General features: G+C 54.7%; 16 protein-coding genes. 8 read left to right on the top strand and 8 right to left on the bottom strand.

The features are described from left to right. Window positions 1-156: 156 nt before the first annotated feature. Window positions 157-882, bottom strand: a complete 726-nt coding sequence (rpsB, locus tag EL29_RS01365) for a 30S ribosomal protein S2 (protein WP_014592960.1) — start codon at window positions 880-882, stop codon at window positions 157-159. Between the two features lie 318 nt (window positions 883-1,200). Here rpsB and map point away from each other — a divergent pair, with 318 nt between their 5' ends. From map to EL29_RS01345, 4 genes are all read left to right on the top strand, one after another. After that, on the top strand, window positions 1,201-1,995 hold the full coding sequence (gene map, locus EL29_RS01360; RefSeq protein WP_013024684.1) for a type I methionyl aminopeptidase: 795 nt from the start codon (window positions 1,201-1,203) through the stop codon (window positions 1,993-1,995). Between the two features lie 64 nt (window positions 1,996-2,059). Continuing rightward, window positions 2,060-4,708: a bifunctional uridylyltransferase/uridylyl-removing protein GlnD gene (glnD, locus tag EL29_RS01355; RefSeq protein ID WP_028714833.1), complete on the top strand. Its 2,649-nt coding sequence runs from the start codon at window positions 2,060-2,062 to the stop codon at window positions 4,706-4,708. A gap of 80 nt (window positions 4,709-4,788) precedes the next feature. Then, entirely contained in the window at window positions 4,789-5,613 is an 825-nt protein-coding gene (gene dapD / locus EL29_RS01350; RefSeq protein ID WP_014592957.1) for a 2,3,4,5-tetrahydropyridine-2,6-dicarboxylate N-succinyltransferase, read from the top strand. A gap of 216 nt (window positions 5,614-5,829) precedes the next feature. Then, window positions 5,830-6,222 (top strand): DUF3461 family protein, encoded by a 393-nt coding sequence (locus tag EL29_RS01345; RefSeq protein ID WP_006117754.1) that lies wholly within the window; start codon window positions 5,830-5,832, stop codon window positions 6,220-6,222. Between the two features lie 83 nt (window positions 6,223-6,305). On the opposite strand, the gene EL29_RS01340 is transcribed toward EL29_RS01345, so the two are convergent. From EL29_RS01340 to dgt, 4 genes are all read right to left on the bottom strand, one after another. Further along, window positions 6,306-7,517, bottom strand: coding sequence for an alginate lyase family protein (locus EL29_RS01340; protein WP_014592956.1), 1,212 nt, complete (start codon window positions 7,515-7,517; stop codon window positions 6,306-6,308). A gap of 32 nt (window positions 7,518-7,549) precedes the next feature. After that, window positions 7,550-8,707 (bottom strand): CdaR family transcriptional regulator, encoded by a 1,158-nt coding sequence (locus EL29_RS01335; RefSeq protein WP_014606551.1) that lies wholly within the window; start codon window positions 8,705-8,707, stop codon window positions 7,550-7,552. Window positions 8,708-8,883: 176 nt separating this feature from the next. Further along, window positions 8,884-10,338: a serine endoprotease DegP gene (degP, locus tag EL29_RS01330; RefSeq protein ID WP_028714832.1), complete on the bottom strand. Its 1,455-nt coding sequence runs from the start codon at window positions 10,336-10,338 to the stop codon at window positions 8,884-8,886. A 133-nt stretch (window positions 10,339-10,471) separates the two neighbouring features. After that, a complete protein-coding gene (gene dgt / locus EL29_RS01325) occupies window positions 10,472-11,962 on the bottom strand; it encodes a dGTPase (RefSeq protein ID WP_028714831.1) in 1,491 nt (496 codons plus the stop codon). A 92-nt stretch (window positions 11,963-12,054) separates the two neighbouring features. Between dgt and mtnN the strand changes: the two genes are divergently transcribed. From mtnN to EL29_RS01310, 3 genes are all read left to right on the top strand, one after another. Beyond that, complete coding sequence (gene mtnN / locus EL29_RS01320) at window positions 12,055-12,753, top strand: 5'-methylthioadenosine/S-adenosylhomocysteine nucleosidase (RefSeq protein WP_013024677.1); 699 nt, start codon at window positions 12,055-12,057, stop codon at window positions 12,751-12,753. Beyond that, window positions 12,746-13,540, top strand: coding sequence for a vitamin B12 ABC transporter substrate-binding protein BtuF (gene btuF / locus EL29_RS01315; protein WP_028714830.1), 795 nt, complete (start codon window positions 12,746-12,748; stop codon window positions 13,538-13,540). Before mtnN ends, btuF begins: the two co-directional genes overlap by 8 nt. Window positions 13,541-13,681: 141 nt before the next feature. After that, a complete protein-coding gene (locus EL29_RS01310; RefSeq protein ID WP_014606555.1) occupies window positions 13,682-13,933 on the top strand; it encodes a hypothetical protein in 252 nt (83 codons plus the stop codon). Window positions 13,934-13,963: 30 nt separating this feature from the next. Here EL29_RS01310 and erpA read toward each other — a convergent pair whose 3' ends face one another. Further along, window positions 13,964-14,311 (bottom strand): iron-sulfur cluster insertion protein ErpA, encoded by a 348-nt coding sequence (erpA, locus tag EL29_RS01305; protein WP_013024674.1) that lies wholly within the window; start codon window positions 14,309-14,311, stop codon window positions 13,964-13,966. A gap of 189 nt (window positions 14,312-14,500) precedes the next feature. Between erpA and hemL the strand changes: the two genes are divergently transcribed. Next, a complete protein-coding gene (hemL, locus tag EL29_RS01300; protein WP_014592952.1) occupies window positions 14,501-15,781 on the top strand; it encodes a glutamate-1-semialdehyde 2,1-aminomutase in 1,281 nt (426 codons plus the stop codon). Window positions 15,782-15,813: 32 nt separating this feature from the next. On the opposite strand, the gene fhuB is transcribed toward hemL, so the two are convergent. Both fhuB and fhuD read right to left on the bottom strand, forming a co-directional pair. Then, window positions 15,814-17,793, bottom strand: coding sequence for a Fe(3+)-hydroxamate ABC transporter permease FhuB (fhuB, locus tag EL29_RS01295; protein WP_029571396.1), 1,980 nt, complete (start codon window positions 17,791-17,793; stop codon window positions 15,814-15,816). Then, window positions 17,793-18,671 (bottom strand): Fe(3+)-hydroxamate ABC transporter substrate-binding protein FhuD, encoded by an 879-nt coding sequence (gene fhuD / locus EL29_RS01290; protein WP_028714829.1) that lies wholly within the window; start codon window positions 18,669-18,671, stop codon window positions 17,793-17,795. The genes fhuB and fhuD overlap by 1 nt, the downstream gene beginning before the upstream one ends. Window positions 18,672-18,677: the final 6 nt, after the last annotated feature.

Here is an 18,677-nt window from a genome sequence, read left to right as displayed (position 1 = left end):
ACAAGTGCGTCAGAAGGTACTTATTTGCGGAAAATTTACTCTGTCCCGCCGTCCTGAACAGGGGCGTAACAGACTTGGATAAAATAAAGGGGCCATGTTTGGCCCCTTACAGATCACATCTGAATGCTAAGGGCTCTTATGCAGAGCAAACCTTAATTAAGCGTTTTCTAAAGACGCTTCTTCAGCCTGCTCAGCCAGATCCTGAGAGCGGCCTTCGCGAACGGTGGTCGCAACGGCAGTCAGGTACAGGTTGATAGCACGGATCGCATCGTCGTTACCTGGGATAACGTAATCAACGCCATCTGGATCAGAGTTAGTATCAACGATAGCAAATACTGGGATACCCAGGTTGTTTGCTTCTTTGATTGCGATGTGTTCGTGGTCAGCATCGACAACAAACAGTGCATCCGGCAAACCGCCCATGTCTTTGATACCGCCCAGGCTGTTTTCCAGCTTGGCGAGTTCACGAGCGCGCATCAGCGCTTCTTTCTTGGTCAGTTTGTCGAAAGTGCCGTCCTGAGACTGAGTCTCAAGCTCTTTCAGACGTTTGATAGACTGACGAACGGTTTTCCAGTTGGTCAGCATGCCACCCAACCAGCGGTGGTTTACGAAGAACTGGTCGCAGCTCAGTGCAGACTCTTTGATCGCTTCGGCAGCAGCGCGCTTAGTACCAACGAACAGAATCTTACCTTTACGGGAAGAGATTTTGGTCAACTCAGCCAGAGCGTCGTTGAACATTGGTACAGTTTTCTCAAGGTTGATGATGTGAACTTTGTTACGCGCACCGAAAATGAATGGCTTCATTTTTGGGCACCAGTAACGGGTCTGGTGACCGAAGTGAACACCAGCCTTGAGCATATCGCGCATGGAAACAGTTGCCATGATTACTACCTCTAGTTTAATTGGGGTTGGGCCTCCATGTATCCCATACAACCGACCTCTTTCAAGGCACCCCGGCGTATGTGTCGATACATGTGTGTTTTATTACACATAGTGAGATTATTGCGTTTCCCGCTGACCTTAACGGCCATACAGAGAATCGTCGGCGCGCTTTATACCACAATCACGCTTTGGACGCCAATAAATGTTCGCTTACGGCCTGTGGTGCGTTCTCTGTTTGGCAGCCCTTTTGGCTTGCTGTTAACATGAGAGCACAGCATTCATTATCGCTGAAAATTTCAGCAGCAGCGGAATAATTTAATGGCAATTTCAATTAAAACCCCCGAAGAAATCGAAAAAATGCGCGTCGCTGGCCGCCTCGCCGCCGAAGTGTTAGAAATGATCGAACCCCATGTGCAGCCTGGCGTGACCACGGGTGAACTGGATCGTCTCTGCCACGAACACATTACGCAGCATCAGCAGGCGATTTCTGCCTGCCTGGGTTACCACGGTTTTCCGAAATCCGTCTGCATCTCGGTAAATGAAGTGGTCTGTCACGGTATTCCGAGCGACGATCGTCCGTTGAAAGATGGCGACATCGTTAACATCGACGTGACCGTGATTAAAGACGAGTACCACGGCGATACCTCGAAAATGTTTATCGTCGGCAAGCCGACGATCCAAGGTGAGCGCCTGTGCCGCGTGACTCAGGAAAGCCTTTATTTATCACTGCGTCTGGTGAAGCCGGGTATTCGCCTGCGCGAGCTGGGCCGCGCTATCCAGAAATATGTTGAAGCGAATGACTTCTCAGTGGTGCGTGAATACTGCGGTCATGGCATCGGCAAGGGCTTTCATGAAGAGCCACAGGTTCTGCACTACGATGCAGACGACAGCGGTGTCGTCCTGCAGGCCGGCATGACCTTTACCGTGGAACCGATGGTGAACGCCGGTGATTATCGCATTCGTACCATGAAAGACGGCTGGACGGTGAAAACCAAAGATCGCAGCTTGTCGGCGCAGTACGAGCATACTATTGTGGTGACGGATAACGGCTGTGAGATTTTAACCCTGCGTAAAGACGACACCCTTCCCGCGGTGTTAGTTAACCAGGCGTAATTCCTCCCCTGATAAAAGGCCGGCGCTCTGCCGGTTTTTTTATGGTTACTGATGAGAACGCTGCATGAGCCTGTCGCAAGAAGTGAAAAACGGTCTGAATGATTCGCCTGGCGAGTGGCAGGACGATCAGCTATCACGTGAAATACTCAAGCAGCGCCTGGAGTGCTTTCAACAGCACCTGGCGGCGGCCTTTGATAGCGGTGAGGCGGCAGAGAATCTGATTCATGCCCGAACCCTGTTTATCGATCGCCTTCTGCGTCGCCTGTGGCGTTACTTTGGCTTCGACAGGATGAAATCCATCGCTCTGGTTGCTGTCGGGGGTTATGGTCGGGGTGAGCTTCACCCGCTTTCCGATATTGACATATTGATTCTCAGCCGCCAGCCGCTTAACGAAGAGGCCGCTCAAAGCGCCAGCACGCTGCTGACGCTGATGTGGGATCTCAAACTGGAAGTGGGCCACAGCGTGCGTAGCCTGGAAGAGTGCCTGCTGGAAGGCCTATCCGACCTGACGGTGGCGACCAACCTGATTGAAGCGCGGATGCTGGCCGGTGATGTCGCGCTATTCCTCGAACTGCAGAAAAATGTCTTTAGCGATGGCTTCTGGCCGTCGTCCCGCTTTTTTGCCGCCAAAATTGAAGAGCAACAAGAGCGTCATACGCGCTATCACGGTACCAGCTACAACCTGGAACCGGATATTAAAAGCAGCCCGGGCGGTTTACGTGATATTCATACGTTACAGTGGGTTGCGCGACGACACTTTGGCGCGACAACGCTCGACGAGATGGTGGGCTTTGGCTTTCTGACCGACGCCGAACGCGCCGAACTGAATGAATGCCAGGCCTTTCTCTGGCGGATTCGGTTTGCGCTGCATCTGTTGCTGCCGCGTTACGACAACCGGCTACTGTTCGATCGCCAGCTTAGCGTTGCCCAGCGCCTTCAGTATCAGGGCGAAGGCAACGAGCCGGTTGAACGCATGATGAAGGATTTTTATCGCGTCACGCGTCGTATCAGCGAACTGAACCAGATGCTGCTGCAGTTGTTCGATGAAGCCATTCTGGCCCTCTCTACCAATGAAAAACCCTGCGCTATTGATGATGACTTTCAGCTACGGGGTAACCTGATCGATCTGCGCGATGAAACACTGTTTGATCGGGAGCCTCAGGCGATAATGCGCATGTTTTACGTCATGGTGCGCAATGACAACATCAAAGGGATCTATTCGACCACGCTGCGCCGCCTGCGCCACACACGTCGCCATCTTAAGCAGCCGCTCTGTCAGTTGCCTGAAGCACGCCGTCTGTTTATGTCGATCCTGCGTCATCCCGGTGCGGTCAGTCGGGCATTAGTTCCGATGCATCGCCATAGCGTACTCTGGGCCTATACGCCGCTCTGGGGTCAGATCGTTGGGCAGATGCAGTTTGACCTGTTCCACGCCTATACCGTGGATGAGCACACCATTCGGGTTCTTCAGAAGCTGGAAAGTTTTGCCAACGAAGCGACGCGTCCACAACATCCTTTATGCGTTGAACTCTGGCCGCGCCTGCCTCAGCAAGAGTTACTGCTGATGGCGGCGCTGCTGCATGACATTGCGAAAGGACGTAACGGCGATCACTCCGTTCTTGGCGCGCAGGATGCGCTGGAGTTCGCCGAGATGCACGGCCTTAACTCGCGTGAAACGCAGCTTGTCGCATGGCTGGTACGGCATCATCTGTTAATGTCCGTGACCGCGCAGCGTCGTGATATTCAGGACCCCACGGTGATTCAGCAGTTTGCCGAGGTCATGCAGAACGAAAACCGACTGCGTTATCTGGTGTGCCTGACGGTGGCTGATATCTGTGCCACCAATGAGAGCCTGTGGAACAGCTGGAAGCAAAGTCTGCTGCGAGAGTTGTTCTTCGCCACCGAAAAACAGCTGCGTCGCGGCATGGAAAACAGTCCGGATCTGCGGGAACGCGTACGTCATCACCGCCTGCAGGCGCTGGCGCTGCTGCGTATGGACAACATCAATGAAGAGCGGTTACATCACATCTGGAATCGCTGTCGCGCCGACTATTTTCTGCGCCATACGCCCAACCAGATTGCCTGGCATGCCCGCCACTTGCTGGGGCACGATCTTAATCAACCGCTGGTGCTGGTCAGCCCGCAGGCAACGCGCGGCGGGACCGAAATTTTTATCTGGAGTCCCGATCGCCCGCACCTGTTCGCCGCCGTGGCAGGAGAGCTGGATCGTCGCAACCTCAGCGTGCATGATGCGCAAATTTTTACCAGCCGCGATGGCATGGCGATGGATACCTTTATTGTACTGGAGCCGGATGGCAGTCCCCTGTCGCCCGATCGTCATGCGATGATCATTCAGGCGCTGGAGCAGGCGATAACCCAGAGAGAGTGGGTGCCACCGCGCACCCGCCGTCAGGCCGCCAGGCTTAAGCACTTTAGCGTGGATACCGAAGTGAATTTCCTGCCAACTCACACCGATCGCCGCAGTTATCTGGAGCTGGTAGCCCTGGATCAGCCCGGTTTACTGGCGCGCGTGGGGGAAGTGTTTGCCGATCTCGGCGTCTCTCTGCATGGTGCGCGCATCAGCACCATTGGCGAGCGCGTGGAAGATTTGTTTATTTTAGCCAATAGCGAACGCAAGGCACTGGATGAGGAAATGCGTCAGACGTTGCAACAACGGTTGACAGAAGCCCTTAATCCAAACGATAAAGTGTGACCCGCTTCAATTTGTGAACATTAACTTTTTACCCGTGCCGGTCACTGGCTGGCACCACAAATGACAGATCAGGAAAAAATATGCAACAGTTACAGAGTGTTATTGAATCTGCCTTCGAACGTCGCGCCGACATCACCCCGACCAGTGTGGATACTGAAACCCGCGAGGCGATCAATCAGGTTATCGCCAAACTGGACAGTGGTGAACTGCGCGTTTCTGAAAAAATCGACGGCGAATGGGTAACGCATCAGTGGCTGAAAAAAGCCGTTCTGCTCTCTTTCCGCATTAATGACAATCAGGTGATGGAAGGGGCTGAAACCCGTTTTTACGACAAAGTGCCGATGAAGTTTGCCGACTGGGACGATGCGCGCTTCAAAGAAGCCGGCTTCCGCGTGGTGCCGCCCGCAGCCGTTCGCAAAGGGGCTTTTATTGCGCGCAACACGGTTCTGATGCCTTCCTACGTGAACATCGGCGCCTTTGTGGACGAAGGCACAATGGTTGATACCTGGGCAACCGTCGGTTCCTGTGCGCAGATTGGTAAAAACGTACATTTATCCGGTGGTGTAGGAATCGGTGGCGTACTTGAGCCGCTGCAGGCCAACCCCACCATCATTGAAGATAACTGCTTTATTGGCGCACGTTCTGAAATCGTTGAAGGCGTGATCGTTGAAGAAGGCTCCGTGATTTCAATGGGTGTTTATATCGGTCAGAGCACCAAAATTTATGACCGTGAAACCGGCGAAATCCACTACGGTCGCGTGCCTGCCGGCTCGGTCGTGGTATCCGGTAACCTGCCGTCTAAAGATGGCAGCTACAGCCTTTACTGCGCAGTGATTGTGAAAAAAGTTGATGCGAAAACGCTGGCGAAAACCGGCATCAATGAACTGCTGCGTACGATCGACTAATCTGTCGGACGGGCTGTACGGCAGCCCGTCATCTTTTGTTTACAGCTGTTACGGGTAATGTTGTTTTTCTACACGAACCAACAGGTGCGTTTACTTTTCATCCAGGTCATAATTCGCGCCAGTTAAATCCTGTTGCGCACTGATTCATGTTATTTATGTCTATAGTCATTAAGTCATGAACAATTCTGCGCGCCTATCATTTGGTGGAAAATAATTATGTATGACAATATTAAGAGCTTAGGCATTAGTAACCCTGACGATATCGATCGCTACAGCCTGCGTCAGGAAGCGAATAACGATATTTTGAAAATTTATTTCCGCAAAGATAAAGGTGAATTTTTCGCCAAAAGCGTGAAATTTAAATATCCTCGCCAGCGCAAGACCGTCGTTGCTGATAACGCGTCACAAGGCTATCGCGAAGTGCAGGAAATCAGCCCGAACCTGCGTTATGTGATCGATGAACTGGATCAGATCTGCCAGCGCGATCAGGTGGAAGTCGATCTGAAACGTAAAATCCTTGATGATCTGCGTCATCTTGAAGGCGTCGTTTCCCATAAAATCGCCGAAATTGAATCCGATCTGGAAAAACTGACCCGCAGCGGCCGTTAATTATTTCAGATTTACATCAGGCCAGCCGCATTAAGTGTGATTCACTTGACGCGTCTGGCCTTTTTTATTGGCAATCTGCGCGGCTATCGCCTGAGTAACACCACATCACGTAGCACCTCTGCTGAGCCGGTACGCCATTCAGGACGATCAATCCAGGATTGGTAACGTTCTGACTTAAGTGTGACGTCAGCCAACAGCAGTAAGGGGATTAACCGCTCGCTTTGGCGTTCGCGGGTTTTCCACGGCCAGCGGCGTGATGGATCGCTAAAGGGCGCCATATAATCCAGCGCCGCCAGTAGCGAGCCACCCTGCTTGTTTTGATAGTGCCAGAGATCGTCCAGCCCACGCTGAGAAGCTAACGCCGCGATAGCGGTTAGCGCCTGCAAATTAAAGACGCTGTAATGAAAGGAGCGGGTTCGCGCCAGCTCAAGTGGCTGAGTCCCCTCTTTCTGTATTTGCCCATCAATTTTTCGTTTGGCCAGCGCCGACATATCAGCGATCACCGTGTTTTTGCCCAGGTAAGCGGCAATACCGGCAACCTGTACGCTGTACCAGCTGCCATGATTATTTGGGGCATCCCGCTCCTGTTGCGCCAGCTGGCTGGTCTGCAGCCAGCTAAGATAGTCACTGAACCAGCGATGTAACGCCGCCTCGTCGCTGTCGCGCCAGCCGGGTGACTGGCGCAACAGCACCAGCGCATCAACAATGCGGGTCGCAAAATAGCGCCCATCCAGTACGCCATCATGACGGCCAGGCGTCCTGCCTGGAATCCCCTGGGCATAATTCAGGTTTGGATTCATACGGCTGGCAGGATCGATAAACCAGTGGCGGATCATCGATTGTGCTTTGCTGGCATAGCGTGCATCGCCAGAAAAGAACCAGGCCAGCGAGAGTGTCTGTACATCTGCGCTAAAGCGCGCCAGCCGCACGCCGTCGGTTTGGTTATTTTTCGTGTCGGGATTAATCTCACCATCCCGACGAATCCAGGGCAACCCCGTTTTCTGCTTTCCGTCCGGCCACCAGTAGGCGCTCAGGCTCAGATAGTCATGCCGCGATCCGCTGGGCGGCATCAGCCCCTTATCCATCACGCTGGGATCGGGCTGGCTGAGCGCCTTTTCTGCCTGATGTTGCAGCTGACGCCAGGCCTGTTCCGTCAGTGTGCTCGCCTGATGATTCTGCAAAGCCTGCCGGGTATTCATCAGGGCATCAGTAGAGAGAAAAATCAGGCTGTCAGGCCGTGCCTGGCAGGTAAACGTAACGATTAGCAGGCAAAGTATGGCGGGCAATATACGCATCGGGCGTCCTCATGGTTTCATAAGCAGCGTCATCAGCCCTGCTCATCCAGCTGTAACGCAATATACAGCAGTAATCGATCGTCAAAATGACCAAGGTTCAGTCCGGTTAACTCAGCGATCCGATTCAGTCGATACTCCAGCGTATTACGATGAATAAACAGCGCGCGTGATGTTGCGCCGGGCTGGACGTTATTGCTGAACCAGGCGCTTAAGGTCCGGCGCAGTAAACCGTTGCTGTCCATGCTTTTCAGTTTTTCCAGCGGACGTGCCAGCTCGTTCGCCTGCCAGCCACCGCGTAAACTGTCCAGTAATACCGGCAGCATCAGATCCTGATAAAAATAGCTGCGGACGTCTGGCATGCGCTGCTTTCCAACGGCCATGGTGGTGCGCGCAGTGCGGTAAGAGCGGGCGATGCTGCCCGGACCGGTAAAGAAGTTGCCCAGCGCAATACGCATGCGCAGATGACCGCTTTCGTTCATTCGCTGCATCAGTTGCTCAACCCGCTTGCGATGATCGTGACGGTCGTAACGTCCGTGTGTGTTTAATGCCGGTTTCAGTACGACCATTTCGGTTAGCGACACAATGGCTATCAGGTTATCCCGAACGGGGGTGGTGAGTAAGGTTTGCAGCTGCTGTAATTCAGACATGGCGCTGTCCACGCCTAACTGCCCGCTGTCGACTTCGATCACCGCCACCACGCGGGGCTGATTAAGATCGATCCCCAGGCGCTGTGCCCACTCTGTCAGCTGTGGCGTCAGCGCATCACTTCTTATCAGGTTGAGCACCAGCTCTTCACGCAGTCGGCTGTCCTGAGCCAGCATATGTAATAGTCGGGCCTGCTCCAGCATCATCTCTGCCGCCATACAGACTAATTCGCCATAGTGACGCAGTGCGCCCGGCTCGCCTGTCAGGCCAATGACGCCCACGATCGCCCCGTCAATACGTAGCGGAAGGTTGATGCCTGGCCGCACGCCGTGCAGATGTTTTGCCACAGCATCGTCGATATCCACGATGCGCCCCTGAGACAACACCAACAGCGCGCCCTCATGCAACTCCCCGATGCGCTCCCTGTCACCACTGCCAATGATTCGCCCACGCGCATCCATCACGTTGACATTGCCATCAATGATTTTCATGGTGCGCGCAACAATTTCCTGCGCCAGCCGCGCGTCGAGATGACAGGTAGCCATCCTTATCTCCTGAGTCATATGAGAGGAAGGACAGAATAGCCGTGTGACACGCGGAGAACATTATGCATTCGCCCATAGCCGCGCCGGCTTTGGCAGAAATGCGGCAGGCATCACATTTGTGATCTGTGCCATAAAAAAGGCGGACCGAAGTCCGCCTGATAAGCATCAAGCAGTGATTACTGCATCAGCAGGTAGAGCGATGTGTCGCCACGTTGCACATTCAGCGCCAGTACCGGTGGTTTGGTATCGAGGATCTTGCGTAGTTCCCCTAAGTTGGTTACTGGCTGCTGGTTGACGCCAAGAATCAGGTCGCCTTTTTTCAGACCCACTCTTGCCGCCGCACTGCCCGCTTTCACGCTATCGACCCGCACGCCTTTCTCTTTGCCTGCGTTATTACTCAGATCTGCACCTTCAATGCCGGTGTAAATCGTAGCGGACTGCACTTTGTCCTGGGTGCTCTGCTGCAGCTGCACGGAGACATCCAGCGGTTTGCCATCACGCAGCAGGCCAAGCTTCAGCGTCGTGCCTACCGGTAAAGAGCCGACTTCAGCGCGCAGCGAGGCAAAGCTGGTGAGCGGCTTGCCGTTCATAGAAACGATCACGTCACCCGCTTTAATACCGCCTTTCGCTGCTGCGGAATTGGGCACGACCTGACTAACAAAGGCGCCGCGCTGCGCATCGACCTTCATCGCTTTAGCCAGTTCAGAGTTGAGCTCTGTTCCCATGATACCCAGCTCACCGCGTTTCACCTGACCATACTCCACCATCTGTGCGGTCAGGTTTTTCACCATGTTGCTGGGGATGGCAAAACCAATACCAATGTTGCCGCCGTCTGGGGCCAGAATCGCGGTGTTAATACCAATCAGCTCACCGTTGAGGTTCACCAGCGCGCCACCCGAGTTACCGCGGTTAATCGCGGCATCGGTCTGGATAAAGTTTTCGTAGTTTTCAACGTTGAGGCCGCTGCGTCCCAACGCCGACACGATGCCCGAGGTTACGGTTTCGCCCAGACCATAGGGATTACCGATTGCTACGGTATAATCGCCAACGCGCAAATTATCGGAGTCAGCCATTTTAATGGCGGTCAGATTTTTCGCGCCTTCCAGCTGAATCAGCGCTATATCCGAGCTGGGATCTTTGCCGATGACTTTGGCGTCGTAGCTACGACCATCGCTCAGTTTGACCTGAATTTTCGTCGCATCGTTGACCACATGGTTGTTGGTTACCACATAGCCTTTTTCTGCGTTAATGATCACGCCAGAACCCAGCGCTCTGAATTTTTGCTGCTGCGTATCCGGGCCTGCAGGCGCACCGCCGCCGCTCCCGCCCGCGCCCTGGCACAGCGGCGAGCCCATGAACGGAGAACCGTCCTGACAGAAAGGCGAATTATCGCCAAAAAATTGCTGGAACTGCTGCGGCATACGCGGCGTTTTGACCGTTGTACTGCCTTCCACGCTGATGCTCACAACGGAAGGCATCACCTTCTCCAGCATGGGGGCAAGGCTTGGCAACGGCTGGCTTGGGGAAGATGAAACGGAAGAGGATGTCTCCGCAGCGAAAGCACTCATAGGGGTCAGTGCCATGCCAAGACTAAGCGCCAGAGCGCTTAACATTAACGAGGTTTTTTTCATTTTGGTATCTCACAATGATGGATATACTGACCATTGCTGTGGTCGAATGTTGAGATAAATGTTTTAGCGCGAAGTTCCTCGAAAAGTTTTAGGCAAAGGTAAAAATTTATTCGCGCTCTTTACAATTCTCTGCTTATTCCACCGCCATCAAACGACGGTACTCATCCCAGGCATAGAGATCGGTCATGCCGCTAATGTAATCCTGAATCAGACGAAAGCGATAATAACGTTCCCATAACAAACGCTCATATTTGTGTTCAACAACCAGCGTGCGCATTTTATACAGATAGGCTTTTCTGTGCTTTCCGGAAAGTTTATGGAAAAGACGTGTCTCAATCGGATGGTTGCGCAAAAAATCTTCATTTATCAGTGTAGTAAAGTCTTCATAATTCAACATCATTAACGGTTGGTATATTTCAAGCAACCCCTTTATGACGCGATAACCCTGCAGCTCCAGCTGTTCAACTTCGGAATGATTAAACACCTGCTGCCGTGCTACAGTTTTAAATATTTGTAATAAACGCCCCTCTTCGCCGCCGTCTTCTAATAATGCATGGTTGAAGTTTCCGTCAAAAATAGCGGGCAGATTGTCGATAAAACGTTTAACGGCATAGGTGACCAGAACATTCTGAACATTAACCCGGAGGGACATGAAAAATTGATCGCTTCGGCTGCGGCGTTTTTTACTTCCTGCTTCGCGCCAGGCCTCACCTACGGTACGGCTGAACGCATCATTGTTATTTATTGGCCCCCAGGCTTTGCTGAGGAATTCATACAAACTGTCGACATTGAAAATGGCTTTTTCGACGGCGTCATCCAAATCGGCAATACAATATGAAATGTCATCAGCCGCTTCCATGATATAGGTCAGCGGGAAGCGATGATGCTCCTTCAGATGCGTCGCGGCACGGAGATCGCTGATATATTCCCGCTCAGACAAATAAAAGCCCGGCTTTTTCATTAATACGCTAAATTCGGCCGGTTTCTCACCCTGCCACCATGCCGGCGCGGTATATTTAAGAATACAGGCCACCTGAGAGTAGCTCAGGTTGAGCTGCAGCAAGGTGTGCACCATACGGATCGCCTGGGCATTGCCTTCAAAATGGCATAAATCCTGACGAATCATAGCGTTCATTTGATCAAAGGACTGGCGCTGCTCTTCGCTTTCGACGCCAGCCACCAGCGGATCGACCAGTTCGGCAGCCAGATTATCTTCAAACCAGTCGTTAATGGCAGCTTCGCCAAAATGCCCGAACGGAGGATTCCCGACGTCATGCAACAGACACGCCATTTCGACCAGACTTTCAAAGGCCCCTTCCATGTCGTCCAGTCCATATTTTGCCAGCCCACCCTGCATTTTTAAGGTTTGCAGAATCTCTTTGCTGATATATCGACCGGTTTGCTGCACTTCAAGCGAATGCGTCAGGCGTGAACGGACGGCGGCGTTGCGCTCAAGCGGAAAGACCTGGGTTTTTTGTTGCAGTCGGCGAATGGCCGCCGAATTAATGATGCGTCCACGATCGCTTTCAAAATGGCGGGTAATAAAATATTCACCTTGCGGATCTTTACGGTTGCTATAAGGGCGAGTGAAGCTGATCTTCTTCCTGAAATTGATCGCCGCCATACCTGTCCCCTTATTTTTTCGTGAAATGATCCCGTCAGTGCCATGATAGACTATGCCCGATTTTTACATTCATTACATTAGCGAGACGCAAAATGAAAGCAGGCATCATTGGCGCAATGGAGCAGGAAGTGACCCTGCTGCGTGACAAAATTGAAAATCGTCAGACTCTGTCTCTGGCGGGCTGTGAAATTTACACTGGCACACTCAATGGTGTTGACGTTGCCTTGCTGAAATCAGGCATTGGTAAAACCTCGGCAGCCCTTGGCACCACGCTGTTGCTGCAGCTGTGTAAACCCGATCTCGTTATTAATACCGGTTCCGCAGGCGGTTTAGCCCCGACGTTAGCCGTAGGTGACATCGTGGTGTCAGAAGAAGTGCGCTATCACGATGCCGATGTGACCGCGTTTGGCTATGAGCCGGGCCAGATGGCAGGTTGTCCGGCTGCCTTTACGGCTGACAGCACCCTGATTGCCGAGGCGGAAGCCTGCATTAAGCAGCTCAACCTGAACGCGGTTCGCGGCCTGGTGGTGAGCGGCGATGCGTTTATCAACGGGGCTGAGCCCCTGGCGCGCATCCGGGCGACTTTCCCACAGGCTATTGCGGTTGAAATGGAAGCGACCGCCATCGGCCATGTCTGTCATCAGTTCCAGGTGCCTTTTGTGGTCGTCAGAGCGATTTCCGACGTGGCCGATAAGGAATCACACCTGAGTTTTGACGAGTTTCTGAGCGTCGCGGCCAGCCAGTCGTCACTGATGGTTGAAAATTTGCTGGCCCGTCTGGCTCGTGGCTAAATGGCTGTTGTTGTGCTGGCTGCTGCTGTTGAGCAGCAGCCTGTATGCTGCCCCACCCCGCGTCATCACCCTTGCTCCCCATCTGACTGAGCTCGCCTTTGCCGCAGGTATTACCCCGATTGCGGTCAGCGCCTGGTCCAGCTATCCGCCTGAAGCAAAAAACATTGAACAGGTCGCTAACTGGCAGGGCATCAATCTTGAACGTATTTTGCAGCTTAAACCCGATGTGGTGTTGGCGTGGCGCGGCGGCAATCCGCAGCGTCAGGTAGACCAGCTGCAGCAGTTGGGTATTAAGGTTGAATGGGTCAATGCCGCAACGCTGGATGGCATGATTGATGCACTGGCAGGATTAGCAAAGTGGAGTCCAGCTCCGCAACGTGCCGCACAAGCCGCCGGGGAGCTGCGCCAGCAGGAAGCGGCTTTGCGGGAGCGCTACCACACACAACATCCCGTTCCCGTCTTTCTGCAGTTTGGCTTTTCGCCCATGTTTACCGCGGCTAAGGCGACGCTGCAAAACGATATCATCAGGCTGTGTGGCGGGCAGAATATCTTTGCCGACAGTGCGGTGAGCTGGCCCCAGGTGAGCCGGGAACAGGTGCTGATGCGCCATCCCCAGGTCATCGTCACAACAGGTGATGCACAGCAGGCGAGTCACACGGCGCAGTTCTGGCGACCGCAGCTTAACGTCAGCGTGATTGCCATTAACGACGACTGGCTCAGCCGTCCGGGACCGCGCATCCTGTTAGCCGCCGACCAACTGTGTAAAGGCCTGCACCCGGTTAAATAATGCTGTCGGTTCTGCATGCGTTACACCGTCAACTAAAGAAATCACCCTGACTGCCGTTAATTTTAAGTATGAGACACGTGCCACGTATGCCCGATGTCCGTTTTAGCGCTTAGCGCATTCGACTACACCAGGAATTTAAATATGACCAAAGCACCGCTTCTGGCCATAGGGCTTCTGATCGCGCAGCAGGCCTACGCGGGATCGACGACCGGCTCTATTAACGTCAGACTCGTCATCTATTCACGTTGTGAAGTTAACCGTTCAATGGGTCAGTCTGTGCCGCAGGTTGAGTGCGGTCGTCAGATAAACGCACAGCCGCGCGTGACACAAACGGTGTTAAAGCGACAGGGAAGCAGCGGGACGAACGATCGTCTGGTGACGGTTGAATGGTAGCCGAGGCCGCCCGCTGAGGCGGCCCGATAATCAGATACTGAATGACGACCCGCAGCCACAGGTGGTTTTGGCGTTAGGGTTGGTGACGATAAAGCGCGATCCTTCCAGCCCTTCCGTGTAATCCACAGAACCGCCCACCAGATACTGCAGGCTCATGGGATCAACCACCAGCGAGACGCCCTGCTTTTCAATGGTCATGTCGCCGTCGTTCATTTGATCGTCGAATGTAAAACCATACTGAAAGCCGCTGCAACCACCACCAGTGATATACACACGCAGCTTCAGTGCCGGGTTCTCTTCGTCAGCAATCAGATTCTTAACTTTTTTGGCTGCTGCGTCGGTAAACTGCAACGGCAGTGCTACTACTTCATCACTCATGAGTTACTCCGTAAACGTCCGGGTCAGAAAACGACCTCAATATTGCTATTATCTGCCAGCGACCCGGCGCAATCAAGCTTTCAGCTTCGCACTCTGTGCCGGATTCACTTTGATGATTATAGCGGCCTTTCGTCAGCAGCCCCTCTTCCGTAGAATAGCCCGATATTTTATGAACTGCTGGAGCCGAAAATGAGTAAGTCTGAAGAACTGTTCGCCGAAGCACAACGCCTGATCCCCGGCGGTGTGAACTCGCCGGTACGGGCGTTTACCGGTGTGGGTGGCGTTCCGCTGTTCATTGAGCATGCTGACGGTGCATATCTTTATGACGCCGACGGTAAAAAGTACATCGACTATGTTGGGTCATGGGGCCCGATGGTGCTGGGACATAACAATGATGGCATTCGTCAGGCCGTGATTGAGGCTGCCCAGCGCGGCCTGAGCTTCGGGGCACCAACCGAGATGGAAGTCACCATGGCGCAGCTGGTTTGTAAACTGGTTCCCAGCATGGAAATGGTGCGCATGGTGAACTCCGGCACCGAAGCCACCATGAGCGCGATTCGTCTGGCGCGCGGTTTTACCGGTCGCGATAAAATCATCAAGTTTGAAGGGTGCTACCACGGTCATGCCGACCATCTGCTGGTGAAAGCCGGTTCCGGCGCGCTGACGCTGGGGCAGCCTAACTCACCGGGCGTGCCCGCCGATTTTGCCAAGCATACGCTGACCTGCACATATAACGATCTGGATTCGGTGCGCGCGGCGTTTGAACAGTATCCGCAGGCTATCGCCGCCATTATTGTCGAGCCCGTGGCCGGAAACATGAACTGTATTCCGCCCCAACCCGAATTCTTACCCGGCCTGCGCGCGCTCTGTGATGAGTTTGGCGCACTGCTGATTATCGATGAAGTGATGACGGGTTTCCGCGTTGCCCTGGGTGGTGCGCAAGAGTACTACAACGTCAAACCGGATCTCACCTGCCTCGGCAAAATCATCGGTGGCGGTATGCCGGTGGGTGCTTTTGGCGGCCGTCGTGAAGTCATGGAGGCACTGGCACCGACCGGACCGGTTTATCAGGCGGGTACGCTGTCCGGTAACCCTGTCGCTATGGCTGCCGGCTATGCCTGCTTAACCCAGATTGCCCAGCCGGGCATGCATGACAAACTCAATCGTCTGACCTCACAGTTAGCGCAGGGACTGCTCGACGCGGCAAAACAGGAAAATATTCCGGTGGTGGTGAATCAGGTTGGCGGCATGTTTGGCCTGTTCTTTACCGATGCCGACAGCGTCACCTGCTATAAAGATGTGACGCAGTGCGATGTTGAACGCTTCAAGCGCTTTTTCCACCTGATGCTTGAAGAAGGCGTTTACTTTGCGCCGTCCGCCTTTGAAGCCGGCTTTATGTCGCTGGCGCACAGCGCAGAGGACATTCAGCACACTGTCGATGCCGCCCGTCGCTGCTTCGCTAAGCTGTAAAAAAATGCAGACCGGCAAACGCCGGTCTTTTTTTAACGAGCGCGCCGCAATAACCAAATAAAATAGGGTGCCCCTAAAAATGTGGCCATCAATCCCGCCGGAATTTGGTTTGGGAACGCCACCATTCGCCCACACCAGTCAGCTATCATCATTAAACCTGCTCCAAGCACACCCGACAGTAACAGCTGCGGCAACGCGCGACGGAACCCCAGCATGCGCGCCATGTGTGGTGCCATCAGCCCCACGAAGCTCAATGGCCCAATCGTCAGCGTGGCACTGGCCGTTAAGGCCGCGGCCAGCAGCAGCAGCGCCAGCCGCGAGGCGTTGAGCGCCATGCCGGCCGAGCGCGCCGTGGCGCTTCCCAAAGGCAGCAGCGTGAGCCAGCGGCTGGCCAGCGGCGCTAACGACACCAGCACGACTGCACAGCCTGCACTTTGCAGCGCCTGGGTGGCGCTGACGTTATAGGTCGAGCCGGAGATCCAGGTCAGTAAACCCGACATCCGGGGATCGCCACTGGCCATCAACAACATCAGAATGGTGACAAAAGCGCTGTTTAACGCCATCCCGGCCAACAGCATGCGTTCGGGTGAAAACCCGCCACGGCTGGCAACCAGCATAATGATCGCCAGGGTTACCGCTGCGCCCAGCGCACCGGCAGGCAACAGAAACGCCAGCGCATTACCGGGTACCAGGAATAACATCACGACCACACCGCAGGCCGCGCCGGAACTGATGCCCAAGACTTCCGGGCTGGCCATCGGGTTACCCGTGAGTCGCTGGATCAGGCTACCGGCTACGCCCAGCATTAAGCCTACCGCCAGGGCCGCCAGCACACGCGGTGCGCGCCACGGAAGCAGCGCATTGAGCATGTCACCCTGGGTCCAGATCCAGCCTTGCGCGTCCCGTCCAAACGCCAGACAGAGCCAGGCCAGCATGCCTAGCACCACCAGACCGGTCAGGCTCCAGCGCAGAAAATGATGGCGTTCAACCGGCACGCTGTCGCCCTGATCCAGTGCGGGGGGAACGGACCCCGTCCGCAGGCGCGGGAGCAGCCAGAGCAGAATCGGCACGCCCAGTAACGCCGTCACCGTGCCGGTGGAAACCTCGCGCCAGTGCGTCGTAAGCCACAGGACGCAGGCATCCGCCAGCCACAGCAGCAATGCGCCAATCAGCGGAGCCAGCAGCATGCGGCTCAGCAAGCGGCGTCCACCGAGCAGCCTTGCCAGCAGCGGCGCAAACAGGCCGATAAAACCAATGATGCCGGCGACGCTCACCAGCTGTGCGCTCAGCAGTATTGCCAGCGCCAGAATCGCTAACCGGGTGACGGACAGGGCCAGCCCGAGGTTTTTTGCCACGCCATCGTCCAACCCCATGAGCGTCAGCGGCCGCAGAAGCGCCAGTGACAGTATCAGCGCCAGCACCAGGCGCGGCCAGAGCTGGGTAACGCTGTCCCAGCTCATCTGGTTCAATGCGCCCGTGCTCCACAAGAACATATTTTGCAACTGGTCGTGATTGAAGATGGCGAAGATCTGATTAACCGCCCCGCTGTAGAGACTCAGGACCAGCCCTGCCAGAATCAGGGTAACGGGCGATAAGCGTTTACTCCAGGCCACGCTAAAGACCAGCGCCCCCACCAGCAACGCACCACCTGAGGCGGCAAGCTGCTGGGTGAGTGCTCCGCCCGGCAGGTGCCACAATGTGGCGACGGTGATCCCCAACTGTGCGCCGGATGAAACCCCTAGCGTTCCCGGTTCCGCCAGCGGGTTTCGCAGTACCTGTTGAAACAGCAAGCCCGCTAATCCCAGACCGGCACCCACCAACAGCGCCAGCGCCCAGCGCGGCAGCAAACTGTAGTGAAACACCATCTGCTGGACATTAGCGGTATCCGGTGACCACAAGGCCTGAGTCCACTGCCCCGGAGGCAGGGCCTGCTGAAGGTTTATCGCGGTGAGCGCCAGCGCGAGCAGAAACAGGACGCTCAGCACGGTGACAGGAAAATAACGATGCCGCATCAGACCTTCTCCAGCGCATGTTCCAGCACGCGTATAAAATGCAGGGCCGACAATGTTGCCCCGTAGTACCAGACCGCCGGTACGCGTTGAAAATGACCGCTTTGGACAAAAGGCATTGCCTGCCACAGCGGGCTGCGCGACAGCTGCTGCATAACGGCCGCATTGTCGTGGTCGAAGCAGATGGCTTCGACATCGTGAAACGCCGCCAGCCTTTCCAGGCCAATCACTGAACTTCCCCAGAAATTGGTTTCTCCCTGCCAGGCATTCTTCAGGCCAAGCCGTTCCATGACTTCAAGGAATAAGCTGTTCTTACCGAAGGTGATGGCATGGCGGCTGTCAAGCAGTGACATCAGCAAGATAGCGCGTCCGGCATAGGGAGCCAGACGCTGACGGGCTGCGGCGATTTCCGCATCCACGTATTGCAGATGCGCTTCAGCCTGAGCTTCCCGCCCCAGCCTGGCCCCGAGCGCGCGCAGCGAGACACGCGCGCGCGACAAGGGTTTACCGTCGCCGCCGTGCAGGTCAAACCCCATAATGGGCGCAATACGCTGGAGTTTCTCTTTAGGCGGTCCATAGCCGTTTGAACAGAGAATCAGGGAGGGATGCATCTGGGTCATCAGTTCAAGGTTAGGCTCGGTACGCAGCCCAACATCCACCACGCCAGCAGGCAAGGCTGGCTGCCCGACCCAGATATTATAATTATGCACATCGGCGACCCCAAAGGGCTTAACGCCTAACGCCAACAGCAGCTCGGTGGGTAACCACTCCAGCGCGATGATGCGAGCGGGATCGGGCTGCGCCGCCTGGAGTGAAAGGGGGCTCATCAGTGGCGATAACGCCATCGCCATCATCAGGCGACGGCGGAATAAATCGGGCATTATCCT

Origin of the sequence: Pantoea ananatis LMG 2665, assembly GCF_000710035.2 — a bacterium.
Classification (GTDB): domain Bacteria; phylum Pseudomonadota; class Gammaproteobacteria; order Enterobacterales; family Enterobacteriaceae; genus Pantoea; species Pantoea ananatis.
The sequence above is the reverse complement of the archived record's forward strand: the minus strand, read 5'-3'. Positions and strand labels throughout refer to the sequence as shown.